This is a genomic window from Brachybacterium squillarum M-6-3 (genome assembly GCF_000225825.1).
Lineage (GTDB): Bacteria > Actinomycetota > Actinomycetes > Actinomycetales > Dermabacteraceae > Brachybacterium > Brachybacterium squillarum.
On record NZ_AGBX01000001.1, the window covers coordinates 252,478 to 279,477 of the forward strand.

Here is a 27,000-nt window from a genome sequence, read left to right on the forward strand (position 1 = left end):
CAGCGGCCCCCACGCATCGGCCCCGCGGGCCGCATCCCGTGCCTAGCATGGGCGCATGGATCAGCCGGCATACCCCGCCACCCTGGACATCACCGCCCTGCCCGCGCTGGACGAGCTGCTGGACGGCCTCGCCGCGCCGCTGGCCGCGTGGCTGCCGGCGCAGCGCTGGTACGCGCACAAGGCCGACGGCACGCCCCGGATGGAGATCACCGGCTGGGCCCCGCTGCCCGCCGGCGGCGAGGAGCTGGTGCTGTGGTGCGTGCTGCGCATCGCCACCCCCGCCGGGGCCGCCATCTATCAGGTGCCCCTCGTCCTGCGGCCCTCGGCGGCGGGGACCGCGGAGGAGCCGGGCGCCCTGGTGACCTCGCTGCCGGTGCCCGCGGACGCCGCGGCCGGGGCGGAGCTGCGGGTGCTGGACGCCCTGCGCGACCCCGCCGGCCGTGAGGCCGTGGTGCGGGCCCTGGAGACCGGCGGGACCGCGCTGGGCCCCGGCGCCGCGCTGCGGTTCGTGGCGGGCGGCGGGACGCTGCCGGCGGCGGGCTCCCGCCGGTCCCGGCTGCTGAGCGGCGAGCAGTCCAACACCTCCCTGATCGTGGAGGACGGCGCCGCCACCCCGGTGATCCTCAAGGTCTTCCGGGTGCTGCAGGACGGGCTGAACCCGGACGTGGAGCTGCAGGGCGCGCTCACCGCGGCCGGCAGCACCCGGGTGCCGGCCGTCCTCGGTTCCGGCCTCATCTCCGCGGCGGGCCTGCGCACTCACGCGCTGGTCGCCCAGGAGTTCCTGCCCGGCGTCGAGGACGCCTGGCGCACGGCCCTCACGGAGTCCGCCGCGGGTACCGACTCCGCCGCGGCGGTGCGGGACCTCGGCGCCGCCGTCGCGGCCGTGCACGCCGACCTCGCCGCCGAGCTCGGCGCCTCCCCCGCCGATGCCGGGGCGGTGGCCGGGGTGCTGGCGCAGATGCGGGCCCGCCTCGCCGAGGTCTCCGCCGCGGTGCCACAGGTGGCCGCGCACCGCGAGGCGCTGGAGTCCCTGCTGGCCGCGGCCGAGCGGGTCGAGTGGCCGCCGCTGCAGCGCATCCACGGCGACCTTCACCTGGGTCAGGTGCTCGCCGCCCCCGGCCGCGGCTGGGTGCTGCTGGACTTCGAGGGCGAGCCGCTGCGGCCCCTGGCCGAGCGCAGCCTGCCCGACTCCCCGCTGCGGGACGTCGCGGGGATGCTGCGCAGCCTGGACTACGTGCGCGGGGCCGTCGCCGCCGAACAGGGCAAGGACGTCTCCACCTGGACGGAGGCCTCCCGGTCCGCGTTCTGGGCGGGCTACGCCGAGCGCGCCGGGCTCGACCCGGAGGACGCCGCGCTCGCGGTGCTGCGCGCGGCCTTCGAGGCTGACAAGGCGGTCTACGAGGCGCTGTACGAGGCGCGCAACCGGCCCGACTGGCTGGGCATCCCGCTGGACGCCCTGGCCCGGATCAGCGCGAGCGCGGGAGGAACGGCGCGCTGATCACGCGCACGGCGACCCGCACCCCGATCACCAGCTCCAGCTCGTCGCCGTCCGCGCGGGACCAGCGGCCCTGCAGCACCCCCTCGCAGACGGTGGTGCGCAGGCCGGTCATGCCGTGACGGGCCGCGGCGGCGTCCGCCGCGGACAGCAGCCGCCGGGTCGCCACCCGGCCGGGGTCCGGGGCGCCGTCGCCGGCCAGCAGCTCGCCGACGTGCACCAGGGTGCCGATGCCGGCGACCTCCTCGCCGGAGTTGCGGTCGCGGGCGGGGCGCCGGGCGGTGAACTCCCCCAGCTCGGGCTGCTCGGCCCGCAGGGCGGCCACGACCTCCCGCTCCAGCACGGCGCCGCGCTCGGTGACCTCGGCCCGCGAGGGCAGGGTGCGGTGCGGGCCGGTGCCGGGGCGCGAGGAGGTCATCGAGGCGCCGCCGGGGCGGATCGGCGGGGTGCTCACGCGGGCACCGGCACGAACTCGACGGGCGCCACCTGCGAGTAGCGGTCCTGGCGGATGGAGACCACGCCGACGCCGCCGATGAAGGGCGCCAGGGCCTGCGGGTTCTTGCCGGGGTTGGCGAGGACCACCTGGAAGCCGAAGTGGCGGAAGGACTCCATCGCGGCGGTGATGAACTTGCCGGCGCCCTTGGAGAAGGCCTCGTCGATGATGATCGGCGCGTAGCGGGGAACGTCCTGCCCCGTCCCGGCGAGCTGGTAGCGCAGGGCCGCGGCGAGGCAGAAGGTGGTCAGGCGCTCGTTCTGGCCGCCGGAGAGGGGGCCGCCGGACTCGTGGGCGTGGACCACGGTGCCGGAGGCGTCGACCTCCTCGGCGTGGAAGTGGACGTGGCGGCGCACATCGAGGATGGCGCGGGAGACCTGGTCGTCGCGGGTGCGGGCGGCGCCGATGAGGTCCATCAGGTGGCGCAGCGAGAGGAAGCGCTCCTCGGCGAGGTCCCGGTCGCGGCTCATGTCGTTCAGGGCGGTGCCCGCGACGGCTTCCTCCAGGGCGCTCTTGAACTCGTCCAGGGCCGCCAGGTGCACGGGCCGCATGGACAGCTGCAGGTAGCGGCCCGAGTGGAACTCGACCTGGGCCAGCAGCGCGTTGATCCGCTGCAGGCGCTTGCGGATCTCGGCGGGCTCGCGGGCGATGGCCGTGGCCAGGGCCTGCACGTCCCCGAGCGTGTTGCCGGTGAAGAACTCGAAGAAGCGCTCCTCCACCTCGGGCAGCTTCTCCTCCTCGATGCCCTGCAGGATGGCCAGGAAGTCCCCGGCGCCCTCCAGGGTGGGCTCGGTGTCCCCGGCCTGGGCGGGCCAGCGACGGGCGAACTCGCGCATCGCGGTGCGCATGTCCTCCTCGGCGCGGGAGGTGCGGCGGGTGAGGTCCATGAGCTCCGCGTCCAGGGTGGCGGAGGCGTCCTTGGTGACCTGGTCGATGGTGTCCAGCACCAGGGCGGGGGCGATCGCGGCGAAGCGCTCGGCGAGCTCGGCCTCCACGGCGGGGTCGAGCTGCTTGTCGGCCACCTGGGCGCGGGCCTTCTCCAGCCGTTCGGCGGCGCGCTCGGACTGCTCGGTGAGCTTGCCGGCGCTGCGGACCACCTCGAGCAGCTCCTCGTCGCTCTCGGCGATGGAGCGCTCGACGTCCTCGATCTGGCGGGCCAGCTCGCTGAGGGCCGCGGAGCCGTCCTCGGCTGCGCGCACCATGTCGCGCAGGTTCGCGATGCGCCGGGCCACAGAGGCGGCGTCGATGTCGTCCCAGGTGACGGCGCTGATGGACTGCAGGGCGTAGAGGCGCTCACGGCGGCGCTCCCGCTGGGTCTCGACGTCCTTTCGACGCGCCTGAGCCTCGAACAGGGCCTGCTCGGCGCGGGTGCGCTCGGTCTCGAACACGGCGCGCTTGGCGCGGTTGTCGAAGCCGAGCACCCACTGCGAGCGGTCGTTGATCTGCCGGTCGGCGCTCTTCTCGTGGCGGGTGGCGGAGTGCTTGATCTGCCCGGAGCGCAGCACGGCGCGGGATAGGCGGGTGAACTCGTCGAGGTCCTCGGCGCAGGTGTAGTCCATGCGGGAGGCGACCTCGTGGCTGAGCCAGACGTGGAACTCGCCGTCCTTCACGTCGAGGTTCGCCGCCAGCGAGCGGGGGTCGATCTGCTTCGCGGGACGGCGCAGGTCGGTGTTGATGCGGTTGTAGGAGATGCGGCGGCGCAGCTTCGTGCGGTCGATGACGGCCGCGACCTGCCGGTACACCCGGTCCGGGACCAGGATGGAGCGGGCCAGGCCCCGCAAGGCCTGCTCGGCGGCGGCGGTCCACTCCTCCTCGCCGGCGCGGACCTGCAGCAGCTCGGCGGCGAAGGGCAGCTCGGTGGGGGCGATGCCGACCTCGGCCGCGATCGCGTCGCGCAGGGCGACGTCCTCGGAGTGCAGGTTGGAGGCGCGGGTGGTGAGGGAGGCCAGCTCCTCCCTGGTGCGCTGCAGCTGCCCGGCGAGCTCGCGCACCTGGGCCTCGGCCTCCCAGCGCTCGGCGTCGGCGCCGGTCTCCTCGGTCTCGAGGTCCTGGCGCATCGTGGTGACGTCGCGCTGCAGGGCGAGGAACATGTCCTCCCCGGCGGGGGTGCCGAGCTCGACGGTCGCGAGCTGGGCGGCGAACTCGGTGGCGCGCTCGCGGCGGCGCTCGCGCTCGACCTCCAGGCCCGCGACCTGCTGCTTCCAGTCGTCGATCTCACCGCCGCCGGCGCGGCGCCGCTGCTCCTTGAGCTGGGCCAGGTCGGAGCGGGCCTCGGCGACGTCCTGGGTGAGGCGGCGCTGCTGGGCCTGGAGGCGGTCGCCCTCGAGCTGCAGCCGCTCCTGTTCGCCGCTGAGCAGTCGCACCAGGTGCTGGGAGGCGAAGACGTCGATGTCGCTGCGGCGGTCCACCAGCTCGCCGCCGCGCTCGCGCATCTGCGTCCAGGCGGTGTGGTTCTCGCGCAGGCCGCGCAGCAGGTCGCGCTGCTCGCGGGCGGTCACCAGGGCCTCGTGCACCTCGGAGAGGTTGTGGAAGTTCGCCAGCGCCTGGTCGGCCAGCTCGAAGGTGCGCGGGGCGTCGAGCATGTAGTCGCGCAGCAGCGCGTTGACGTCGCCCAGCTCCTTGGCGGACTGGATCTTGTGCAGCAGGCTGAGCGCCTTCTCGTCGGGGATGCCGAGGAGCTGGCTGAAGGCGGCACGGTACTCGCGGAACTGGCGGAAGGTCTCGGTGCCGGGGTGGGCGGCCTCCAGCGCCTTGCCCTCGATCTGGGTGGAGACGAAGCGGCGCAGATCGGTGACGTCCAGGGGCTTCCGCGCGATGACGTAGAGGCTCTTCACGTCGCTGTCGGCGCTGTGCCCGGCGTGCAGGAGCAGCAGGCGCGAAAGCTGCACGGTGCCGCCGAGGCCGTCGGTGTAGCGCAGGGTGAGCACGGACAGGGTGGACTTCTCGCGCAGCACCTCCTGGCTGAACTCGCCGGTGGCCGGGTCGTAGTGCATCGCCCAGGCGCCGCGCACGTAGCTGGCGACGGTGCGGCGGTACTTGGAGCGGGCGGGGCCGGCGTCGGAGGCGGCGGCGTTGAACTGCAGGGTGCGCGGCGGGGTGAGCAGGGCGCTGATGGCGTCCAGCAGGGTGGACTTGCCGGTGCCGGGGCCGCCGGTGAGGAAGAAGCCCTTGGAGGAGATCGCGAGGTCGTGGGTGCCGTGGAAGGTGCCCCAGTTGGAGACCTGCAGATGGGTGAGCCGCCACTGCCCCGGGTGGGGGTGCTCGGGGTCGGTCACCGTCGCGGCGGGCTGCTCGTCGGCGGGGGCGTCGGCGACGCCGGGCAGGGCGAGGGTCGAGGCATCGGATTCCACCCGTGCAGGGTACCGGGCGGGCGGGAGCAGTGGAGCACCGGGCGGGCGGGAGCAGTGGAGCACCGGGCGGGCGGGAGCAGCGTCGCACCGGGCGGGTGGAGCGGTGGAGCACCGGAGCCGCCTCGCCCCCTTCACGCTCCCTTCCACCGCCCCAGTCCCCAGATCCTGCCCGGGGTGCGTCACGTTCACGTCGGATAGAGGCCGCCTCTTCGACGCGAACGTGACGTGCCCGAGCGCATTCCCACACAGACGTGACGGTGGTCTGTCGGCGAGGGGACACGTCAGGGCCGGATCAGGGTGATGCCGGGGAGGGTGCGCTGTCCGAGCGCGGCCAGCTCGGTGCAGGCCTGTTCGAGGTCGATGGTGCGGGCGACGAGGTCCTGGGGACGCAGGGAGCCGTCCTCGACCAGGGCGAGCAGCCCCGGGTAGTCGGCCGCGGCCATGCCGTGGCTGCCCAGCACGGTCAGCTCCTGGGAGATCACCCGGCCCATCGCGAGGGTCGGCGGGGCGGCGTACAGGCCGATCTGCACGTGCCGGCCGAGCGGCGCCGGCGCCAGCAGGCCGGCGTCGGTGGTGAGCGGCAGGCCGAGCGCCTCGACGGTGACGGTGGGCCGCTCCCCCGCGGCGTCGATGATCGCGGCGGCGGTGGCGGGGGCGTCCGGGCCCGTGGGGTCGACGGCGAGCGCGGCACCGTGGGCAAGGGCCCGCTCGCGGGCGCCGGGGTCGATGTCGACGGCGACCACACGTGCGCCGAGGGCCGCGCCGATCATCACCGCGGACAGGCCCACCCCGCCGCAGCCGAGCACGGCGACCGTCTCCCCCGCCCGCACCCGGGCGCGGTCGGCGAGCCCGCGGTGGGCGGTGGCGAAGCGGCAGCCCAGCGGCACCAGCGCCTCCGCGGGCAGGTCCTCGGGGACGGGCACGAGGTTGTGCGCGGCGGCGCGGATCACGACCTGCTCGGCCCAGGAGCCGTCGTGGGTGAAGCCGGGCTGGGTCTGTTCGGGGCACACCTGGGAGGCGCCGCGGCGGCACCAGTCGCAGTTCCCGCAGCCCTCGACGAAGGGCGTGGTCACACGCTGGCCCACGGCGACGCCGGTCACGCCCTCCCCGAGGCCGATCACGCGGCCGACCAGCTCGTGGCCGGGCACGTGCGGCAGGGTCACGGTGTCGTCGTGCCCGGCGAAGGCATGGAAGTCGGAACGGCACAGGCCGGTGGCCTCCACCTGGAGCACGGCGGCACCGGGCGGCGGGGTGGGATCCGGGACCTGCCGCACGGCGGGGACCTGACCGAACTGCTCGATGACGACGGCACGCATACCCCTAGTCCACCACGCCCACGAAAAGGGTGCCGCCCCGACCCCTCGCCCTTCCCACCGCGCCCGCCCCGCTGGCTGCCGAGACTTCTGTGCGCTCACGAACCATTGGTGGTTCGTGAGCGCACAGAACCTCAGCCGGAGCGGTCCCTCCCCATGACGTGCACGTCCCCATCTGGGCTCGCCTCGATCAGCCGTGTGCCCACTCGCCCCTAGCGTTCCGTCCATGGCGCCTCGATGGTCACCGTTACCGGGAAGCATCCACGCACGCGACGAGCTGCTGGCCCGCGGCGTCCACTCCCGTCGGCTCGCCTCGCCCGAGTTCGCGCACGTGCTCCCGGGGTTCTACACGTTGACGGAACACCCCGCCGAGCTTCCGCTGGTGGCTCGAGTCCTCCAGCAGCGGGTTTTGCCCGAATCGGTCATCAGCCACGCGACCGCGGCACAGGTGCTCCAGGTGCCTGTCCCGCTGGAACACCAGCACGACCACTCCGGCGTGGTGCACGTGACGGTGCCTCCCTCCGGCCCGCGACGCGCGGGTCCGCACGTAGTCGTGCACGGACGCGCACCGGCCGGGACGGTGCGCTGGGCGGGGCTGGTGCTGAGCGATCCGCTCGCCGTGCTCTGCGAGCTGGCACCGAGCCTGACCGCCGCCGAGCTCGTCGCAGCGTGCGACCACCTGCTCGGGCCAAAGGCTCCCCGGCCCGCGTGGCGTCGGGCGGATGACCTGCGCGAGGAAGCCCGTCGGGCAACGGGAGTCCACGGGATCGTGCCTGTGCGCCGGGCCCTGGGCGAGGCCCGGGCGGGGGTGGAGTCACCGAAGGAGACCGAGCTGCGCCTGCTGCTGCTCGCGGCCGGCTTCTCGGAGCCGCGGATCAACGTGGAAGTGCTGGCTCGGGGGTCTCACGAGCGGTTCCGCCTGGACCTCTCCTACCGGGAGCCCTTGATCGCGATCGAGTACGACGGGGACTGGCACCGGACGGACCGGCGCAGATTCCGTCGTGATCGCCGGAAGGACGACGTACTGCACGAGCTGGGCTGGCACGTCGTCCGGGCGACCGACGCCGACCTCCTGGACCCACGAGCCCTCCTGGACCGCCTCCGTCACCTCGGCGCCCCGCGCCGGTGAGCTTTTGTGCACTCACGAGCCACTGAGGGTTCGTGAGCGCACAAAAGTCTGTGGCCCGGGCGGGGGGGCGAGCGGAGCGGGTGGGGCGGGGTCGAGTAGGTTCGGTGGGTCGAAGGCGGGGTCGGGTAGGTGGGTCGGGCGGGGCGTCCGGTGGGGCCCGTCGGTCAGTTCTCGGGGCGGCCCTGGCGCCAGTAGCCCATGAAGGAGACCTGGTGGCGGTCCAGGCCCAGCTCGCTGACCAGGTGGCGGCGCAGGCCCTTGATCACGCCCGCCTCCCCCGCCAGCCAGGCGTAGAAGGTGCCGTGCCCGGTGGTGGTCTCCCACAGGATGGAGTGGTCGATGTCCACGTCCTCCAGCTCCTCGGTGTCCTCCGCCCCGTGGGCCTCGGCGCGGAAGGCCTGGGCGTTCTCGGCCATCAGGCGGCGCACCTCGGCGTCCAGGCGCTCGCCGTGGGGGCGGTCCTCGCGGGGCAGGAAGGTGGTGCGCACGCTGGAGCGGGTGAGGATCTGCTGGGCGTCGCCCGCCTCGGGCACCTCGATCAGGGCGTGGCCGCCGATGGACTCCGGCAGGGCCTCCAGGATCGAGGAGATCGCCGGCAGGGCGGTCTCGTCGCCGGCCAGCAGCACGGTGCGGGCGGTGCCGGGGCGGAACTCGATGCCGCCGTAGTCGGTGCCGATCAGGTGCCGGTTCGGTCCGAGCATGGTGATGGTGTCGCCCACCTCGGCGGACTGCGCCCAGCGGGCGGCGACGCCGGTGCCGGGAGCCGGGTCGGGCTCGGGGTGCAGCACGAAGTCGACGTCCACCTCGGCGTGCTCGCTGCGGTTGCCGGGATGCCCGGCGGCGCGCTGCTCGCGCACCGTATAGGTGCGCATCCAGCCGCGGTCCTCCGGGTCGATCTGCAGCCACTCGCGGTACCACTCGCCCTGCTGGGCGGGGTCGAGCTTGCCGGAGGGGCGCACCGCGGCGAAGTGGTCGCCGGTGGGCCGCGGGCCGGGGATGATCATCTTGACCCGCAGGTCCAGCGGGTGGCCGCCGCAGCCGAAGTGGTCGAGGTCCTCCCCTGCCAGGGTGAGGCGGCGCAGGGTCGGGCCGAGGGAGCGGGCCGCGGCGACCTCCAGGCCGAAGGCCAGCATGCCGCTGTGTTCCAGCGCGGGCACCAGGGTCGCGGTGTCGGGGGTGGTGGTCACGGGGTCCTCCTGGGTGCTCTCGGGGTCGGTGTGCTGGGTCTGCTCCTGGTGCCGGCGCCGCCCCAGCGGCAGCACCATCGGGGTGCCGGTGACGGGGTCGGGCTCGATGCGGGCCTCGAGGGAGAAGACCTCGCGGGCCATCTGTTCGGAGATGACGGTGTGCGGGTCGCCCTCGGCGAAGATCTCCCCGTCGCGCACGGCGATCAGGTGGTCGGCGTAGCGGGCGGCCAGGTTCAGGTCGTGCAGGACGATGCCGACGGTGGTGCCGCGGTCGCGGTTGAGGTCGCGGACCACGTCCAGCACCTCCAGCTGGTGGGTGACGTCGAGGTAGGTGGTGGGCTCGTCCAGCAGCAGCACGTCGGTCTCCTGCGCGAGCGCCATCGCGATCCACACCCGCTGCCGCTGCCCGCCGGACAGCTCGTCGATCTGGCGGTCCTCCAGCTCGTCGGTGCGCGTGGCCTTCAGGGCGGTCGCCACCGCGTGCTCGTCCCGCTCGGTCCACTGCGGGAACAGGCCCTGGTGGGGGAAGCGCCCGCGGGAGACCAGCTCGCGCACGGTCACGCCGTCGGGGGAGATCGGGGTCTGCGGCAGCAGGCCCAACTGCCGCGCCAGCTCCTTGCCGCGCAGGGCGTGGATGTCCTTGCCGTCGAGGGTGACGGAGCCGGAGCGGGGCGGCAGCAGCCGCGAGAGGCCGCGCAGCAGGGTGGACTTCCCGCTGCCGTTGGCGCCCACGATGATCGTCACCTTGCCTTCGGGCAGGGTCAGGTCGAGGCCGCGGACGATCTCGCGGCGGTCGTAGGCCAGGTGCAGGTTGTGGGCGGTCACGAGGGCCATCGGGTGGTCACCATCAGCTTCCGGAGGTCGAGGATCGGGTGAGCAGCCACAGCAGGAACGGCGCGCCGAGGGCGCCGGTGATGACCCCGGCGGGCAGCTCGACGGAGCCGAAGGCGTTCTGGCCGATGAAGTCCGCGGCGAGCACGATGGTGGCGCCCATCAGGGCGGCGACGGGGAAGCTCGGCCGCCCCACCGCCATCCTCGCCAGGGGGCCGGAGAGGAAGGCGACGAAGGACAGCGGGCCGGTGACGGCGACCGTCAGCGCGGACAGGGCGACGGCCACCAGGATCAGCCCGGTGCGGGTGGCGGGCACCCGCAGGCCGAGGCTGGTCGCGGCCTCGTCGCCGAGCTGCAGGATCCGCAGCCGGGTCACCAGCACCGCCAGCAGCGGGATCAGCACCAGCAGGGAGAGGGTCAGCACCAGCACCCGGTCCCAGGTGGAGGTGGACAGGGAGCCCACCATCCAGTGCATGACGTCGCTCGCGGTGCGGGTGTCGATGCGGGTCATCACGTAGGAGATGAGCGCGCTGAGGCCGGCGCCGACGCCGATGCCGACCAGCACGAAGCGGTTGTCCACGGCGCCGCCGGAGCCGGAGCGCTGCGCGCCCGCGACCAGCAGGATCAGCACGGCAGTGCCCATGCCGCCCAGCAGGGCGAACCAGAACAGAGTCGTGCCGGAGGCCTGGAAGAAGGCCATCGCTATCACCGCGCCGGCGGAGGCGCCGACGGTCACGCCGATCACGTCGGGGCTGGCCAGGGGGTTGCGCAGCATGGTCTGGAAGACCGTGCCGGAGAGGCCGAAGGCGACGCCCGCGAGGATCGCGACCACGGCGGTGGGCAGACGGTTCTGCACCACGATGAAGGAGATGCCGGGGATCTGCTCGCCGAGGATCGCGCGCACGGCGAGGTCGGCGTAGACCATCGGGGAGCCGACCAGCACTCGGACCACGGTCAGACCGATGACCACCACGGCGAGGATCAGCAGCACCGCCCGGGCGCGGGCGGCATGGCGGCGCGGGGTGCCGGGGGCGGCGACGTCCGCGGCGGGGGCGACGGCGGCGCTCACAGTCCCACCTGCTTCCGGGTGCGGATCAGCACGATGAACACGGGCACGCCGACCAGGGCGGTCATCACGCCGACCTGCACCTCGGCGGGCGGGGCGATCACGCGGCCGATGACGTCGGCCGCCAGGACCAGGGAGGGCCCGGCCAGCAGGCAGACGGGCACGATGCGCCGGTAGTCCCCGCCCACGATCAGGCGCGCGGCGTGCGGCACGACCAGGCCCAGGAAGCCGATCGGGCCGGCGAGGGCGACGGCGGCGCCGCACAGCAGCACGGTCGCCAGGCCCAGGCCGACCCGGGCGCGGCGCACGGGGACGCCGAGCCCCACGGCCGCGTCGTCCCCGAGGGCGAGGGCGTTCAAGGTGGGGGTGGCGATCACGGTGATCACGAGGCCGACCAGCATGAAGACGCCGACGGTGGCGACGTCGCCGAGGTCGCGGGCGCCGAGGGTGCCGACCTGCCAGAAGCGCATCCGGTCCAGGGAGGCCTGATCCAGCAGCACCAGGGCGTTGACCAGAGAGCCGAGGCCGGCGGTGATCGCGGCGCCGGCGAGGGCCAGCTTCACGGGGGTGGCGCCGTCGCGCCCCATCGAGGCGATCGCGTACACCAGCACGGTGCCGACGCCCGCCCCCAGGAAGGCGAACACCATGAATTGGGTGACCTGGGAGATCGACAGGAAGTAGACGCCCAGCACCACCGCGGCGGAGGCCCCGGCGTTCAGGCCGAGGATGCCGGGGTCCGCCAGAGGGTTGCGGGTCATGCCCTGCATGGCGGCGCCGGCCACGGCGAGCGCGGCGCCCACCGCGATGCCGGCGGCGGTGCGCTGCAGGCGGGAGTGCACCACCACGTGGTCGGTGAGGGAGCCGTCGTAGGCCACCAGGGAGTCCCAGACCACGGAGGGGGCGACGGAGCGGGCCCCGACGGAGAGCGACAGGGCGCTCGCGACCGTCAGGGCCAGCAGGCCCCCGACGATCGCGAGCACCGTGGCGCCGCGGGGCACGTGATCAGCCCTGGGCGGTCTCGGCCGCGGCGATCACGTCGGGCACGAAGTTCTCGATGGCCCACGGGATGGAGAGCACGTTCGCGGCGGAGACGGAGAGGGTGAGGTGGTCGTCGGCGGTCAGCACGAGGCCGCCGACGGCGACCGCGGGGACCTGGGCGAACAGGTCGTTGGCCTCGAAGTCCTCGACGGTGTCGCCCGCGGAGGCCCAGGTGTAGAAGATGTCGGAGACCAGCTCGTCGGCGCGCTCGGCGGACCACTCCATGAAGAAGGTCGACTCGTCCTCGGTGTTCTCGGTGACGACCTCGGCCTGGGTCATGCCGAGGGCGGCGAAGAAGCGCGGGCGGGTGTCGCCGGCGGTATAGAGGCTGATGGTGTTGTCCGAGAGGCCGAGGGTGCCGGCGATGAAGGTGGACTCGGCGACGGCCGGGTTGTCCTCGCCGACGGCGGCCTGCTGGGCCTGCACGTCGCTGATCAGCTGCTCGGCCTGGTCGGCCCGGCCGGTGGCCTGGCCGACGACGGTCAGCACCTCGTCCCAGGCGGCGGTGTAGTTCGCTGCCAGCGGGCCGATGGTGGGGGCGATCTGCGTGAGCTGCTCGTACTCCTCCTCGGTGAGGCCGGAGTAGGCGGCGATGATGAGGTCCGGGGTGAGGGCGGCGATCTCGTCGACGTTCAGGCCGTCGGCCTCGGAGTACTGGGCGGGGGCGCTGTCGCTGCCCCAGGCGGCGCCGAGCTCCTCGAGCTTCGCGTCGGTCCAGTCGGTGGAGCCGTTGTCGTTGCCGCCCCACTCCACCAGCGGCATGCCGACGGGGACGATGTCCAGCGCCAGCACGGACTCGCCGTTGACCCAGGAGACGGTGGCGATGCTGGTGGGCTCGGCGGTGATCTCGGTGTCGCCGTAGAGGTGGGTGATGGTGACGGGGTAGGAGCCCGCGCCGCCGCCGTCGGAGGTGCTGCCGGAGTCGGTGTCGCTCCCGGAGGTGCCGCCGGAGCAGGCGGCCAGGGCGGGGACGGTGAGCGCGGAGAGCACCAGGGCGCGGCGCGTGACAGACATGGTGGGTCCTTCTCGTCGGAGGCGGCCGCACCAGAACGGTAAGGCCAGGCTGACCTTATTATGCAAGGTCAGGGCCCCACAATTGCCCATCGGGTCACGGTGAGGTCACCCTTCCCTCACGGTCGGCATCGCCGCACGTCATGGCACCGGGCCCCGCGGCGGATGCGGGACAGATCACGTCGTCCGACGGGAAGGATCTCGGGCTCCGGGGAGGATTCCGGGGAGGATCAGGCGCCGTCCTGCTCCTCGCCGGCCTCGTCGCCGGCGGCCTCCGGCAGCCCGTCCACACCGGCCTGCCGGTAGAGGCCGATGAACTCCCGGGCCATGTCCGGCCCGATCATCAGGCGCAGCACCGGGGAGACCTCGACGTCCTCGCCCTGCTCATCGAGCAGGCCGGCGCGCTGCAGCTTGCCGATGGAGCCGCGGACCTCCTTGGCGAAGCCCGCCTCGTCGGTGGAGGTGCTGCGACGGTAGGCGGCCAGGGCCTGCTGGATCTCCGCCTCGGAGACCACGGTGCGCTGCCCGCGGGAGGACTGGGTGAGCAGCATCTGGCGCAGCACCAGCAGCAGCACCGAGTCCAGGCGGTTCAACCCGGTCAGGCGGCGCAGCAGCTTGGGGGCGTCGGGATCGTCCTCCCCCTGGCGGACGAAGGCCACCTGGGCGTCGTCGTCCACCACCAGGTCCAGGAAGAGGTCCGCCAGGCGATGCTCGATGGCTGCGCGGTCCCGCAGCAGCTGGGCGTAGCGGGAGGGGTCCTTGCGACCGTCGAGGAAGGGACCCTGCAGCAGGTGCACGAGCACCCGCCGCGAGTCGTCCACCAGGGCTCCGCCGGGGGAACCGGAAGGGTCCGCCGAGGTCTCGTCCTCGAGGTCGGCAGGGGCAGGTCTGGAGTCGGTGCTGGTCACGGTCGCCCACTCTACCGGGGGGTCCGTTCATGGCGCGGCGCCCGGATATCTGGTGGAATGCCTGCCGACGGCGCCGTCCACCGCGGCGTCCTGCCCGTCCCCTCGCACCCCAGGAGCTCCCGCCATGAACAACCTCCCCGGCTGGGTGATCCCCACCGTCGTCGCCGCCGCGATCATCCTCGTGATCCTGGTCGTCCTGCTGTCCGTGGTCTCCAGCAAACGCCGCGCCGCACGCCGGGAGGAGGACCGCCGCCGCGCCGGCGAGCTGCGCGCCGCCGCCGAACAGGAGCGGATGGGCGTCGAGGAGCAGGAGATCCAGGCACGGGAGGCGAGCCTGGAGGCGGACCGCGCCAGCCTCGACGCCCGCCGGGCGCAGCAGGAGGCGGCCGACCGCCAGGCCGCGGCCGAGCAGGACCGCCGCCGCATGGAGCAGAGCCTGCGCGAGGCCGATGAGCTGGACCCCGACACCGACACCGGGCGTCGCCGCCGTCGCGACCACCACGGGGACCGCACGACGGAGCCGGAGGCCGCGCCGGCCGAGGCCGCCGCGGGGGCGGGCGCCGCAGGCGCGGGTGACGTCGCTGCGGACCCCACCGACCACCCCGTGGACGAGCGCCCCGCGGGAGCTGCGACGAGCACCCCGGCGGAGCCCGTCGCGCCGGAGCCGACGACCCCTGCCCCGCAGGCCACGGAGGAGCACCCCGGGCAGCTCGGTGAGGCGCAGGCCCCGGCGACGGAAAGCGAGCAGACCGAGTTCGAGCCGGTCCCCGCGGCGGAGACCGGACAGCATCGAGGACAGCCCGCGGGGGGCGCCGGGGAGCCGCTGACGGACGGGACGGCGACCGACGGCTCCGAGGGCTTCCATGACGCCCCGGAGCAGGACCAGCCCACCACGCGCGGCCCGATCCGCCGCGGGCCGGACCAGGAGCTCTGACACCCGCCGGCCCGGGCGCTCCCGCCGGTTCCCCGCTCCCCCGGGCCCGGATGGACGACCTCACCGTAGAGCGGGTGCTGCGCACGGTGGAGGCGATCCCTCCGGGACGGGTCGCCAACTACGGCCAGGTCGGGGCCGTCGCCGGCGTCGGCGCGCGCCTGGTCGGCCGGATCATGTCCACCTGGGGCTCCGGGGTGCCCTGGTGGCGGGTGGTGGCCGCCGACGGGCGGATCGCGCCACCGCTGCGTGCCCGCGCCCGGGAGCACTGGGAGGCCGAGGGCATCCCCCTGGCTCCGCACGGCGAAGGCTGCGCGATCCGCCGGGTGCGCGCCGACCCAGCCGAGCTGCGGGAGCGGGCGCGGGCGGCCTGGGCGGACCTGCCGGAGTCGTGAGCGCGGACCTCAGCTGTTCGGGATCTCCCAGGGGGCCGGGACGGGGAACTTCTGGCGGAGGAACGCGGTCGCCATGCGCTGCGTACGCACCGGATCGGGGTCGTCGTTCGCCTCCCCGAAGGCCAGGACGTCGAGTCGACCCGATGCCGCCCTGGCGAGTCGCGCCTCCGTGTCCGGGGCCCCGAGCGGCACGTAGCCCACCCGGAGGCTCCCCTGTGCGTACCGCTTGTCGAGGTATCCGCTGTACTGCGCGAGGGAGGACACCAGCGAGACGTCCGTCCCGCTGCGGAACCGCGCCCGTCGTGTCCGCCGGATCGCCTCCGGGTAGCGCTCCTCCGCCAGCTCGCGGAGGTAGGAGACACGATGCGGATGCGGAGTGTGCAGCATGGCCTGGGTGATGCTCACGCCGTGCCGGGCGCGGAGCAGCTCCCGGTTGCGCTGCCCTGCCGACTCGTGCGGCTCGCTCAGATCCTCGAGGTCGTTGATCTTGGTCGGGGACGGGAAGAACCGCGGGAGGCCCGTGGGGGTCACGTACTGGGACGCCTCCTGCTCCCGCATCAGCAGCACGTCGTCGTTGAGATAGAGGAAGTGCTCGGCGAGCCCGGGGATCCGGTGCAGGACGGTCTCGATGGCGTGGGAGTTGAAGACCGGCAGGACCTCAGGGTCCGGGAAGAGATCCCGGTGGTCCACGACCCGGATGCGATCGTCGACCTCCCGCAGCCACGACGGCCGCTGACCGTCGGTCACCAGGTGGATGCGCCGGATCCACGGGGCGTGGGCGTGGATCGACCGGAGCGAATACCGCAGCTCGTCGCGGTTGAGGTACCGGACGTCCCCGCCCGCGAGCTCGGCGAACCTCCCGGGTCCCTGCTCCGGCTCGACCTGAGCCCGTCGCTCCAGCCACTGCGGGTCCCTGCCGTCGACCCAGGTGTAGACGGCGTCAATCGGGACCTCGACCGAGGACCAGAGCGGGGCTCCCTGCTGCGGTCGCCAGGCGGTGAAGAGTGGGACGTCGAACTGGTCCCGGCGGAGGGCATCGACCTCCTGGTTCCGGATGCGTCCGCGCCAGAGTCCCGGCCGCGCCAGGTCCTCGCTCCACAGGTCGACCGTGACCCCCGCCGCGTGGCCGAGATGCCCGTTCGCGCCGGCGCCGACGTAGTGGCGGAAGATGTAGAGCCGCGTGACCGTGCTGAGGTCCACCGGGTCCTCGCCCACCCGCCAGGAGTAGCCGTCCCGGTCGAGCCGCAGCGACCCGGCGTACAGCCGGACCTCTGTCCCTGCCAGATCCATCGACCGGAGCGCGTCCAGGAGCGCCTCGCGGGAATCGAGGGGCACCGCCCACGCCCGGTCGGCGCCCGCTGGCCGTAGGGGTCGGGAGAGGATCCCAGCTCCGGCCAGTCCCTCCTCCAAGGTCCGGCGGGTGCGTTCGCGGCATCGCCCCGGGGTGAGGTCCTCGCTGCGCAGCGTGATCTTGCGGAACCGGTGAGCGATCGGGACGTCGGATGCACCGCCCACGGAGGCCGCCCCGCCAGCCGAGGACGGATCCGGCTCGGTCCGGCTGCGCAGACTCGGTCGAGATGCCAGCTCCTGGAGAAGGTCCTCCCACTGCCGCGCGACGGCGGCCGGGGCGAAGCGTCGCAGGTTCTCCGGGGCGGCATCGCCCATCCGGTCCCGGAGCCGGTCGTCCGCCATCAGGGGCCGCAGGGAATCCGCGAAGGCCGCGATGTCACCCACGGGGACGAGGTACCCGTCCGTGCCGTGCTCGATGATCTCCCTCGGCCCGGTCTCGCAGTCATAGGCCACCAGGGGCAGATGAGCGCCCCGCGCCTCGAGGAGGACGAGGGGAAGACCCTCGTACCGGGACGCGAGGGCCCCGATGCTCGCACGGGCCCACTCCCGCTCGATGTCCTTCGTCGGGGGCATCAGGTCCACCTGGTCCACGACGGCCAGGGTTCGGACCAGCCGGCGCAGGGCGGGCGCTTCGGGTCCGTCGCCGAAGATCCGCAGCCTCCATTCCGGGAACTCCGGGGCCACGACGGCGAAAGCGCGGATGAGGTCCGCGAACCCCTTGGACCGCACCAGCCGACCGGCGCCCATGATCACCTTCTGCCGACGTCCGCTGATCGGCCGCCCCGTGTCGGGCAGCGCGTTCGGGATCACCTCGATCCGGGGCGCCCGGTCCCCCCACTGGGCTCCGAGCCAGGTCGCATCGCGTTGGGTGAGGCTGACGACCGCGTCCACGGACGGCCCGTGACGGAGCAGCGGGATCGCGGTGACACCCCGTGCGAGGGATGGCCGATGCTCCTCCTGGACGATGCGGACGTGCGCCGGCAGGCCGAGCAGCGCATAGACGGTCAGGGCCGGGGTCGAGGTGATGACGATGTCGGCATCGCAGCCGGCGAGGTGATCGAGGAGCGCCCGGTCGACGTCAGCGGAGAACTGGTCGTCCCATTCCTGGGGGATCACGAGGCTGGGGGCTCCGCTCGGGCCCGGGTCATCGGTCACATACCGCATCGCGGTCACCGGACCGTAGTCGAAGCCCGGCTCCTCCCGCCGGTAGACGCTGATGACGCCGACCTCGTGCCCGCGCTCGGACATCGCACGCGCCTGGTCGGCGAAGGTCCGCTCGGTCCCGGCTTTCGCGTCGGCGGAGGTTAGGAGGTAGACCAGCCTCATCGGCCGACCTTCTCCGTGATGACCATCCGGGAGACCTCCACGGCGAGGTACTGGTCGAGGGTCCAGTACGGGCGCAGCTTCACCGTGCCCCCACCGAGCAATTCGTGCTCGACCGGGGCGAAGCGCACAGCGGTCCGCGGCGAGGCGATGGCGCTGCCACCCCAGGGCACTCGGGGGCCGGGCGCCTCCTCGCCGGCGCGGATGACGTGCAGGTTCCACGGGGCCGGCTCGACCTCCGCCGAGGACGCCAGGTCCTCCCACGCCCGGTCGTCCAGCTGGAAGTGTCGGCGGTCCCCGGCGTCGGCACCCGGGTCCGCCGAGAAGGCGACCTGTTCGCCGTCGCTGCGCCGCACGAGCACGGGCAGGCAGTCCGGGGGGCAGGGGAAGAGTTCGAGGTCGACGCTCCCCCAGGAGGCATGGAGCGCGACGATCTCCACGGGGCGCGCCGCTGCCGGGGTCCGGTGCAGCAGGCCCCCGCCCTCGACGGTCCACCGTGAGCCGTCGGCGGTGTCAGCGCGGTTCAGGGTGGCCGAGCCACGGCGTCCCCACCGGTCCTTCGGCCTCTCCCATTCGTCGCGGACGCGGACCTCGATCCGGTAGTCGTCCTGGTCGAGCTCGGCCAGGTGCACGATGCCGTGGCACACCACGTGGGACGGCACGGCGCGACAGGCCACGACGGAGCCGTCCGCCTCGGAGACCAGTCGGACCTCCCCCTGCAGGCCGTCGAGGAACCGCCAGTTCAGCTGGCTCGCCCCGTCCAGATCAGCCTCCAGCATCACGGGCGCCGCCTGCGCCGGGGCGCGCCAGGCGGAGAATCGGCGGCGCGCTGCGCGGAGGGCTCGGGGAAGTCGACTCACGGCGGGAACTCCTTCGAAGGGATCGTCGTGTTGCTTGGGGTGGGGATCACGTGGTTCGTGCCTCGGAGCGTGGTCCGACCTCGCTGAGCTCCCATGGCGCCCGGTGCGGGAAGTACCGCGCGAGGAAGCGCACGAGGTCGGTGGCGGCCCGGTCGCCGTGGGCGTGGGAGATCTCGCGGTTCAGGCAGAACGTGTCGTGGCGGCGCTGCGCGAGCACCGCGTCGAGCGCCTGGCCCGCGTGCGGCTCGTCGATGTTCAGGTACAGGTAGTTCGCGGTGCCGGGCACCGAGGTCCCCCGGGCGAAGCCGAACCAGTGGTGCAGGGACGCCGCGAGCGAGAGGTCCGTGGTGGCGCGGAACCGGGAGGCGCGGACCTGCGCGATCCGCTCCGGATGACGCCGCTCGATCTCCAGGTTCACGGACTTCAGCTGCGGGTGCACCGTGTGGCGGATCCGGGTGCCGCATTCCAGGCCGAAGTCCTCCCGGATCAGGTCGCGGCCGTTCTTGGCGGCGGCCATGATCGGAAGGTCGTCCGCCGTCGCCGGGCCCGGGTCGATCGGCAGGTCCGAGGGGAAGAACCGCGCCATGCCGTCCTTGACGAAGAAGTCCGAGGGAAAGGCGGCGCGCCCGAAGAACACGTCGTCGTTGAGGTACAGGTAGTGCTCGGCGAGACCGGGGATCCGGTGCAGGGACGCCTCGATGGCATGGGAGTTGTAGCGGCTCCCGCCCATGATGTCGTGGTGGTCGACCAGGTGAATCCGGGGATGCCCGGTGTCGAGCCAGGCGGGCACCTGCCCATCAGTGACAATGTGGATCCGTCGGACCCAGTTCGCGAACTGGTGGACCGAGCGGAGGGAATGGCGAAGCTCCTGGGAGTCGTCGAAGCGCACGGTGTCCACGGCGCTCGGATGCGTGAGGGCCGGGGAGGCGTCCAGCGTCGCGAGCTCGGAGCGGAACCGTCGCTGCCAGGCGGGATCGTGGCCGTCCACCCAGGTGTACACCAGGTCGATCGGCGCGCCGATGTCAAACGCACGGGTCTCCGTCTGCTGGTACTCACCGGTCCGGGCGAGCCGCTCCCATGACGAGGCGTCGACGCCGCTCAGACCGCCGAGCGAACCCGAGCGGTACGAGCTGCCGTCCCGGCGCATCACATCGAGGTAGACCGGCAGGACCGAGTCGCAGGGGAGCGGGGCCCCGTCGACAGCGAACCGCGGGTGAAGCGTCCAGCCGTCCGTCTCGGGGTTGCGGCGCACCTCCCAGTGCGGCGGCAGATCCTGCAAACGGGTCTCGATGTCCGTCGCGTCGCCCTCGCGCACCATGATGTGCCGCGAGAAGCGCGGGTAATCCGCGTTCAGCAGGGTCGGGACCGGGGCGAGATACGCGCGGAGCTCTGCGAGCGCATCGCGTGTGAGCTGGTGCACGTCGACCGTGTCGCCGTCGAGAGCGAGCGTTCCACGGCGGATCCGACCAGAGCGGACATACCCGGCGCGAGTGACCGGGAGCATGTGCCGGGCCTGCTTCCTGGCCCATCGGATCGGAGAGCCACGCTTGATGCGCGCGGCCCAGCGTCTCGCACGGTGCACGGCAAGGAGTGTACGTCACAGACTCTTCCCAGGCGGCAGACTGCAGCGCTCTGATCTGCCCTGATGTATCCGTTCAGGTACAGTTCGCCCGCAGGTCCGCCTCAGACGGGGGTCCTTCCGGGAGCAATCAGTGAGGAGAAGCACATGGTCGGCATCCCGCAGGTCCGCGCGTTCTCGCGCCTCGCAGCGAGGTCCATTCGCAGGGAGCAGGACCGGCGGCGCCTGCGGCGCGCGGACTCCGCGCTGCTCGCGGCCGCCACCGCCGACCATCTGATCCCAGTAACCGTGCCCGCGCCCCCGCTGATGCGGACCCGGACTCTGCCCGCGCGGGCGGTGCTGCTCCGCTCCCCCGCAGAGCATCGACGATCCCTCGCGGAACGCCTCGCCCAGGAGCTATCTGCTGCGGGCATCCCACACACCTCCTATCCGGCTCTTGGCGATCACGGCCGCACCGTCCTCGTGGTCGCGGCGCAGGACTGGGACGGCATGCTGCGTGCCGTGGCCACCTCGACCCCTTCCCTGCTCCTGGCTGGTTCAGCCTCCCCCCGCGCTGCGAGTCGGCTGCCCGTGCATCTCGGACCCCCCGCCGACGGCAGCGGCTGGTCCGTCATGCACGTCCTGGACCCGGCCGTGACCACGCAGGACGGACGCGTGCAGGCACGATACGGCTTCGACACCGCGGTCACGATCGAGCGCTGGTCCCCGACGGAGGACGAGCCGGCGACGCTCCGTCCGCCGCGTTACCACCCGCGGACCGATCGCCTCCCGGCGCAGGCGCTCGCAGCGGCTCCTCCCGAGGAGAGCGATCGCGAGACCCTGGAGGCTCTGAGCACCCCCACGCTGTTCGAGGTCACCTTCCCCATCGACGTCGTCTACACCTGGGTCGACGGAACGGACCCGGCATGGATCGAGCGCAAGCGCACCGCCATCGAACAGGAGGCCGGGGAGGGCATGACCGAGGCGGCTGCCGAGGACCTCCGCTTCATCGACCACGACGAACTTCGGTACTCGCTGCGCTCGCTGGAGCAGTACGCCCCCTGGATCCGCCACATCTATCTCGTCACCGACCGTCAGCGGCCCTCCTGGCTGGTCCCCGACCATCCGCGCCTCACCGTGGTCGACCACCGGGACATCGCTCCCGCCGGCAGCGCCCTGCCGACCTTCAACTCGCATGCCATCGAGGCGAACCTGCACCGCATCGAGGGGCTCAGCGAGCACTTCCTGTATTTCAACGACGACGTCTTCCTCTCCTCCCCCGTGGGCCCCGAACTGTTCTTCAGCCCCAACGGCATCGCCCACATGTACCTCTCCAAGGCGCAGGTGGCGCCCGGTGCCCCGCAGGACGGCGAACCCGCCTCGGACACGGCGGGGAAGAACGCCCGCGCTCTGGTGGGGGCGGTCTGCGGACGCCGCGTGAGCCGGAAGCTGTTCCACGCCCCCTTCGCCCTCCAGCGGTCCGTGTCCGCGGAGATCGAGGAGCGGTGGCCGGAGGTGGTCGCCTCCACCCGGGCCGCGGCCTTCCGCCGCACCAGTGACGTCACCGTCTCCGGCGCCCTGCACATGAACCTCGCCTACGCGACCGCCCGGGCCGTGACCCGGGGCCTGCGCTACAGCTACGTGAACGTCGGCGCCGGGGACGCGGAGACCCGCCTGGCCGGGCTGGAACGGGATCGGGACTCCCTGCAGACCTTCTGCCTCAACGAGGCCGACCCGCAGCTCGACCCCGCCACCGTGGACCGGCTGGTGCGCGACTTCCTGCGACGCCGCTTCCCCGACCGCTCGACCTTCGAGCTCCCCGAGGTCCATGACGTCGCTGAGGGCACTGCCTGAGCGTCGACCGGAGGCACCGTCCGGGGCCCCGTCCGAGTCGTCCCGCGCCGCGCCACGCCGGGCGTCGATGCGGTCACCTTCCGTTCATCGGGGGGACCGCCTGCGGTAATGTCACGGTTCGACCAGAAGTCCGTGACCAGCATCGGCGCTGTTCGCCGACGCACCGAGGGTCCGCCGTGAGGACCGGGGAGCACCCCGCGCCCGCGCCGAGACCGGCACACCCGGAGGAGGGACCGTGGAGACCACCGCCCCGTCCCCTGGTCACCCCGCGCCGCTGCTGCTGCAGGACTCCCCCGACCCGGACGCCCCGCTGTGGGAGCGGGCGATCCCCGCCTGGGCCTGGCACCGGGTGCTCGGGGACACCGCGGCGCACCTGCACGGCACCGAACCGGATGACCAGCTCTGGGCCGCGCACGACGGCCGCGCCCACCGCCTCGGCCCGCTCGGCCCGCACGGCCGCGACCTCCCCCTGGGCCCCGACGGCGCCGAGTGGTACTGGGTCGAGGGCACCGGGGCGACCCGGCTCGAAGTGGACCGGGAGGCGACCCTCCCGCCGGTCACCGTCGTGATGCCGACCTTCCGTCGCGAGCAGGACGCGACCGCCCAGGCCGCCCGCTTCGCCGCCATGGCCCTGGTGGCGCGGGTGCTCGTGATCGACCAGGGCGGCACCCTGGCCGAGCACGCCGGGTTCTCCGCCCTGCGCGCCGCGCGGCCGGTGGTCGAGCTCATAGCCCAGCCCAACCTCGGAGGCTCCGGCGGCTACGCCCGAGGCATGGCCGCGACGCTGGAGACCCCGGGCCACGCCGTGTTCCTGGGCGACGACGACGCCGTGATCAGCGAGGAGGCGCTGCGCCGGATGCTCACCGCGCAGGCCCTCGCGCCGCGGCCCACGGTCGTGGGCACCGGGATGCTCGCGGCCCAGGAGCCGTCCGTGCTGATCTCCCACGCCGAGACGGTCGGCCGTCGGCGCTTCCACTGGGGGCCGGCCGACGGCATGCACGGCCCCCTGGACCTGTCCGGCACCACCCCCGCCGACTGGGACGCACTGCTCCCCCGGCACGCGACCACCTACTCCGGCTGGTGGGGCACGCTGCTGCCCCCCGGGACCGTCGCCGCGCTCGGCCTGCCCGCCCCCTACTTTCTGAAGTGGGACGACGCCGAATACGGCCTCCGCGCCACCGCCGCCGGGCACGAGCACCTGGTGCTGCCCGGCGCGAGCGTCACCCACCCCACCTGGGACGCGTACCGCACGCAGATGACGTGGACCGCCCGGGTCATGCACCGCAACCGGCTGACCACCGCCGCCTCGGACGGCGCCGCGCGCGGCGTGGTCGTCCACTCCCTGCTGCACCAGCTAAAGCACGTGCTGGCAGGCCATCACCTCACGGCGCGGCTGTGGGAGGACGGGATCGACCAGTTCCGCGCCGGGCCCGCGGGGTGGCTGGGGCACGACCTCCCCCGGGCCCGCTCGGCGGGGCAGGAGATCGTGGAGGCCTGGCAGGGGGAGCAGGCGCCGCTCACCGTCGGCCTCTCCCCCACCCGTCACCGCCCCCTCCCGCTCGTCCGCGGCGCGTGCCGGGCGGCGACGCGCGCGCTCGGCCTCACTTCCCGTGCCCCGGTGGTCCTCGCCCTGTCCGCCGCGGACGTCTCCTGGCGCTCGACGCTGGGCGCCGACACCGTCGTGGTCAACAACGCGGACGGGGGGCGCGTGGACGCCTGGGCGGTGCGCGGCACCGAGGACCGTCGCCTGCTGCGTCGGGTGCTGCGCTCGCATGCCGGGCTGCTGAGATCCTGGGGCGGGCTGCGGCGGCGCTACGCTCGCGCCCTCCCCGCGAGCACCACCCCCGCGGCCTGGGCGACCCTCCTGCCCCCGAACACCACGGACGGAGATCGCTGATGGCGGCACGAGGAAACGGTCTCCAGCGCCGTCTGCGCAGCGCAGGCGGGCAGGTGCTGCGGCGGCTGCACCTGCTGCCCGGCGGCCAACCCGACGGGCTCGGCGACGACGACAAGCTGCGCGACGCCGCCCTCGACGGCGAGGTCATCGTCTACTTCCCCGACACCACCGACAGCCTCTACCAGCTGCGCACCTGGTACGGCCCGTTGCAGGAGCTGCACGGCACCCAGGGCGTGACCGTGGTGTGCATGGACTCCCGCACCGCAGCCGCGATCCGTGCCGAGACCGAGCTGCCGGTGATCACCGTCGCCCGGGACGCGACGCTGGACGCGCTGATCCTCCGCAGCGACATCAAGCTCGTCCTCTACGTCAACTACAACCCGCTGAACACGGCGCCCCTGCGCACCCGCTCGGCCGTGCACGTCTCCCTGCTGCACGGGGACAGCGACAAAGGCGTCTCCGTCTCCAACCAGGTCAAGGCCTACGACTACTCCTTCGTCGCCGGACAGGCCGCGATCGACCGCTACGAGCGGCGGGTGCTGCTGTTCGACGCCGCCGAGCGCTGCATCCCCGTAGGCCGCCCCACCCTGGACACCGGGGAGCCCCGCCCGGGGCCCGGCCCCCTGGAGGGGCGGCGCCCCGTGGTGCTCTACGCCCCCACCTGGGAGGGCGGACAGGCGAGCGTCGCGTACAGCTCCCTGCTGACCCACGCCGACACCCTGGTCGCCTCGCTGCTGCACGAGGGGATCGACGTCATCTACCGGCCGCACCCGTTGACGGGCGTGCGCACCGCCGCCTACGGCGAGGCCGACGAGTCCCTGCGCCGGATGCTCACCGAGCGCGGGCAGATCGTCTCGGACCTGCCCGACATCGGCGACGACTTCGCCCGCGCCGACGCCATGGTCTGCGACGTCTCCGCGGTGGCGAGCGACTGGCTGGCCACCGGCCGGCCCCTGGTGGTCACCCGCGCGCAGCGAGGCCACGGCTTCTACGAGGCGGCCACCGACCTGCTGCGCCTGGTGCCCCGCCTGTCGATGGAGGAGGCGGACCAGGCCGGCGGGCTGCTGATGGAGCAGATCACCCACGACCCGTTGCGCGCACAGCGCCGGACGCTCACCGAGTACTATCTCGGCGACACCGCCCCGGGCGCGTCCCTGCAGCGATTCCTGCAGGCCTGCCAGGACCTGGCCGCCCGCCGGGACGAGCTGTGGGCCCGGGTGGACGATCACGAGGACAGGAGCACAGGCCACGTGAGTGAACGCATCGGCCCGACCCGCGAGGCGGAGGACCGCACCATCGCGATCGCCGCCGCCACCGGCCGCGACCCCTCGGAGTCCGAGGGGAGCACCCCCCGATGAGCGGGCCCGTCCGGAACCGGGCCGGGAGCAGCCGCGGCACGCTCCAGGTGGTCCGCGAACTCATCGCGACCCGGTCGATCCTCTGGGTGCTCGTCAAGCGCGACCTCAAGCTGCGCTACGCCGGCTCGATGCTGGGCTGGGTGTGGACGGTGCTGGAGCCGTTGCTGATGGCCGGCATCTACTGGTTCGTCTTCACGCAGATCTTCACGCGTAGCGTCGGCCAGGACCCGTACATCATCTTCCTACTCGCCGGTCTGCTGCCCTGGTTCTGGTTCACCAACGGCCTCACCCAGGGCACCGAGGCGCTGCTGTCGCAGCGACGGCTGCTCGCCTCGACCTCCCTGCCGCGGCAGATCTGGGTGCTGCGCTCCGTCGGCGCCAAGGGCTGCGAGTTCCTGTTCTCGGTGCCGGTGTTCCTGATCTTCCTGATCTTCTACCGGCCCACCTTCGACGGCGAGCTGTGGCTGATCCCCGTCGGCATCGCGCTCGAGCTGGTCCTGCTCACCGGGCTGGGACTGCTGCTGTCCCCGATCATGGTGCTGGTGCGCGATCTCAAGCCGATCATCCGCCTGGTCACCCGGGCGATGTTCTACGCCTCCCCCGTCATCTACAGCTACCACGACATCGTCGCCGCGAACCTGCCGGACGTGCTGGTCACCCTGTACAGCCTGAACCCGGTCACCGGGATCATGGAGTGCTACCGCGCCGGGTTCTTCGCCGACCAGACCCAGTACGCGGCGATCCTCATCGCCGCCGGTATCGCCGTGGTCACTCTGGTGGGCGGCTGGTTCAGCTTCATGCGGCTCGAGCCGCGCGTCCTCAAGGAGATCTGATGAGCGAGACGCCCGCCGCCACGACGTCGACCGCCACCACCGATCCCGTGATCACCCTGCGCGACGTGGGCCTGGAGTTCTCCCGCAAGCGCGCCGACTTGGGGCTGCGCGACCTGCTGTTCCGCCGCGACACCGGCCCCCGCCGGGACGCGTTCTGGGCGCTGCGGGACGTCTCCTTCGAGGTCCGCCCGGGGGAGGCCGTCGGCGTGATCGGCCGCAACGGCCAGGGCAAGTCGACGCTGCTGAAGCTGGTGGCCGGGGTGCTGCTGCCCGACGAGGGCGACGTGCGGGTGCGCGAGGGCGTGGCGCCGCTGATCGAGATCACCGGCGGCTTCGCCCCGGACCTCACCGGCCGCGAGAACGTCTACCTCGCCGCGGGACTCCACGGCATGCCGCGGGACATGGTCGACGAGAAGTACGGCGAGATCGTGGATTTCGCGGAGACCAAGGACTTCATGGAGACCCCCTTCCGCCACTACTCCTCCGGCATGAAGGTGCGCCTGGCCTTCGCGGTGATCTCCCAGCTCGAGGAACCCATCCTGCTGGTCGACGAGGTCCTCGCCGTCGGCGACAAGGCCTTCAAGGAGAAGTGTTACCAGCGCATCGAGTCCCATCTCGCCGAGGGGCGCACAATGTTCCTGGTCTCCCACAACAACGGCGACCTCAAGCGGTTCTGCGATCGCGGGCTCTACCTCCGCGAGGGCGCGCTGCGCGCCGACGGGGACCTCAAGGAGGTCCTGGACCAGTACGGCAAGGAGGGCTAAGAAGGCACCCGCAGGCAGAAACTCGATCCGACCGCCCTTGCTCCGACGGCGGCCAG

The 27,000-nt window shown here is 73.1% G+C and carries 19 protein-coding genes and 1 pseudogene; 9 read left to right on the top strand and 11 right to left on the bottom strand.

Annotated elements, in window-relative coordinates; all coding sequences use genetic code 11:
* The first annotated feature begins 55 nt into the window (after positions 1–55).
* Entirely contained in the window at positions 56–1,498 is a 1,443-nt protein-coding gene (locus tag OM98_RS01270; RefSeq protein ID WP_010532745.1) for a phosphotransferase, read from the top strand.
* Here OM98_RS01270 and OM98_RS01275 read toward each other — a convergent pair.
* From OM98_RS01275 to OM98_RS01285, 3 genes are all read right to left on the bottom strand, one after another.
* Complete coding sequence (locus tag OM98_RS01275; protein WP_010532746.1) at positions 1,467–1,949, bottom strand: hypothetical protein; 483 nt, start codon at positions 1,947–1,949, stop codon at positions 1,467–1,469. The genes OM98_RS01270 and OM98_RS01275 overlap by 32 nt on opposite strands.
* Positions 1,946–5,338 carry an ATP-binding protein gene (locus tag OM98_RS16320; RefSeq protein ID WP_010532747.1) on the bottom strand — a complete coding sequence of 1,131 codons (3,393 nt, stop codon included), beginning with the start codon at positions 5,336–5,338 and terminating at the stop codon, positions 1,946–1,948. Before OM98_RS16320 ends, OM98_RS01275 begins: the two co-directional genes overlap by 4 nt.
* 281 nt (positions 5,339–5,619) lie before the next feature.
* Positions 5,620–6,654 (bottom strand): alcohol dehydrogenase catalytic domain-containing protein, encoded by a 1,035-nt coding sequence (locus OM98_RS01285; protein ID WP_010532748.1) that lies wholly within the window; start codon positions 6,652–6,654, stop codon positions 5,620–5,622.
* 328 nt (positions 6,655–6,982) lie between these two features.
* Between OM98_RS01285 and OM98_RS15415 the strand changes: the two genes are divergently transcribed.
* Complete coding sequence (locus tag OM98_RS15415) at positions 6,983–7,780, top strand: DUF559 domain-containing protein (protein WP_245528698.1); 798 nt, start codon at positions 6,983–6,985, stop codon at positions 7,778–7,780.
* 164 nt (positions 7,781–7,944) lie between these two features.
* Here the strand turns inward: OM98_RS15415 and OM98_RS01295 are convergent, their stop codons facing one another.
* The 5 genes from OM98_RS01295 to OM98_RS01315 all read right to left on the bottom strand — a co-directional run bounded on the left by OM98_RS01295 (position 7,945) and on the right by OM98_RS01315 (position 13,821).
* Entirely contained in the window at positions 7,945–9,801 is a 1,857-nt protein-coding gene (locus OM98_RS01295; RefSeq protein ID WP_010532751.1) for an SIP domain-containing protein, read from the bottom strand.
* A gap of 13 nt (positions 9,802–9,814) precedes the next feature.
* Positions 9,815–10,867, bottom strand: a complete 1,053-nt coding sequence (locus OM98_RS01300; protein ID WP_010532752.1) for a FecCD family ABC transporter permease — start codon at positions 10,865–10,867, stop codon at positions 9,815–9,817.
* On the bottom strand, positions 10,864–11,862 hold the full coding sequence (locus OM98_RS01305; RefSeq protein WP_010532753.1) for a FecCD family ABC transporter permease: 999 nt from the start codon (positions 11,860–11,862) through the stop codon (positions 10,864–10,866). Before OM98_RS01305 ends, OM98_RS01300 begins: the two co-directional genes overlap by 4 nt.
* A gap of 4 nt (positions 11,863–11,866) precedes the next feature.
* A complete protein-coding gene (locus OM98_RS01310) occupies positions 11,867–12,916 on the bottom strand; it encodes an ABC transporter substrate-binding protein (protein ID WP_010532754.1) in 1,050 nt (349 codons plus the stop codon).
* A 227-nt stretch (positions 12,917–13,143) separates the two neighbouring features.
* Complete coding sequence (locus OM98_RS01315) at positions 13,144–13,821, bottom strand: DUF4194 domain-containing protein (RefSeq protein ID WP_010532755.1); 678 nt, start codon at positions 13,819–13,821, stop codon at positions 13,144–13,146.
* A 124-nt stretch (positions 13,822–13,945) separates the two neighbouring features.
* Between OM98_RS01315 and OM98_RS14640 the strand changes: the two genes are divergently transcribed.
* The gene (locus OM98_RS14640) at positions 13,946–14,755 is read left to right on the top strand and encodes a hypothetical protein (RefSeq protein ID WP_010532756.1); all 810 of its coding nucleotides are present in this window, start codon (positions 13,946–13,948) and stop codon (positions 14,753–14,755) included.
* 50 nt (positions 14,756–14,805) lie between these two features.
* Positions 14,806–15,147: an MGMT family protein gene (locus OM98_RS01325; RefSeq protein WP_010532757.1), complete on the top strand. Its 342-nt coding sequence runs from the start codon at positions 14,806–14,808 to the stop codon at positions 15,145–15,147.
* Positions 15,148–15,156: 9 nt separating this feature from the next.
* Here OM98_RS01325 and OM98_RS01330 read toward each other — a convergent pair whose 3' ends face one another.
* Genes OM98_RS01330 through OM98_RS14360 form a run of 3 tightly spaced genes read right to left on the bottom strand, consistent with a single transcriptional unit; the run spans position 15,157 to position 20,100 of the window.
* Positions 15,157–17,823 (bottom strand): stealth conserved region 3 domain-containing protein, encoded by a 2,667-nt coding sequence (locus OM98_RS01330; protein ID WP_010532758.1) that lies wholly within the window; start codon positions 17,821–17,823, stop codon positions 15,157–15,159.
* The gene (locus tag OM98_RS01335; protein ID WP_139017538.1) at positions 17,820–18,680 is read right to left on the bottom strand and encodes a hypothetical protein; all 861 of its coding nucleotides are present in this window, start codon (positions 18,678–18,680) and stop codon (positions 17,820–17,822) included. The genes OM98_RS01330 and OM98_RS01335 overlap by 4 nt, the downstream gene beginning before the upstream one ends.
* Before the next feature lie 46 nt (positions 18,681–18,726).
* Positions 18,727–20,100, bottom strand: coding sequence for a stealth family protein (locus OM98_RS14360; RefSeq protein WP_050812604.1), 1,374 nt, complete (start codon positions 20,098–20,100; stop codon positions 18,727–18,729).
* Between the two features lie 306 nt (positions 20,101–20,406).
* Between OM98_RS14360 and OM98_RS14645 the strand changes: the two genes are divergently transcribed.
* From OM98_RS14645 to OM98_RS01365, 5 genes and pseudogenes are all read left to right on the top strand, one after another.
* Complete coding sequence (locus tag OM98_RS14645; protein WP_010532761.1) at positions 20,407–22,092, top strand: stealth family protein; 1,686 nt, start codon at positions 20,407–20,409, stop codon at positions 22,090–22,092.
* 235 nt (positions 22,093–22,327) lie between these two features.
* Positions 22,328–23,989 (top strand): glycosyltransferase, encoded by a 1,662-nt coding sequence (locus OM98_RS14650; RefSeq protein WP_010532762.1) that lies wholly within the window; start codon positions 22,328–22,330, stop codon positions 23,987–23,989.
* Positions 23,989–25,347 carry a CDP-glycerol glycerophosphotransferase family protein gene (locus tag OM98_RS01355; protein ID WP_050812605.1) on the top strand — a complete coding sequence of 453 codons (1,359 nt, stop codon included), beginning with the start codon at positions 23,989–23,991 and terminating at the stop codon, positions 25,345–25,347. The genes OM98_RS14650 and OM98_RS01355 overlap by 1 nt, the downstream gene beginning before the upstream one ends.
* Positions 25,344–26,180: an ABC transporter permease gene (locus OM98_RS01360; protein WP_010532764.1), complete on the top strand. Its 837-nt coding sequence runs from the start codon at positions 25,344–25,346 to the stop codon at positions 26,178–26,180. Before OM98_RS01355 ends, OM98_RS01360 begins: the two co-directional genes overlap by 4 nt.
* Before the next feature lie 170 nt (positions 26,181–26,350).
* Positions 26,351–26,944: pseudogene (locus OM98_RS01365) on the top strand (ABC transporter ATP-binding protein); the annotation flags it as partial.
* Positions 26,945–27,000 lie beyond the last annotated feature (56 nt).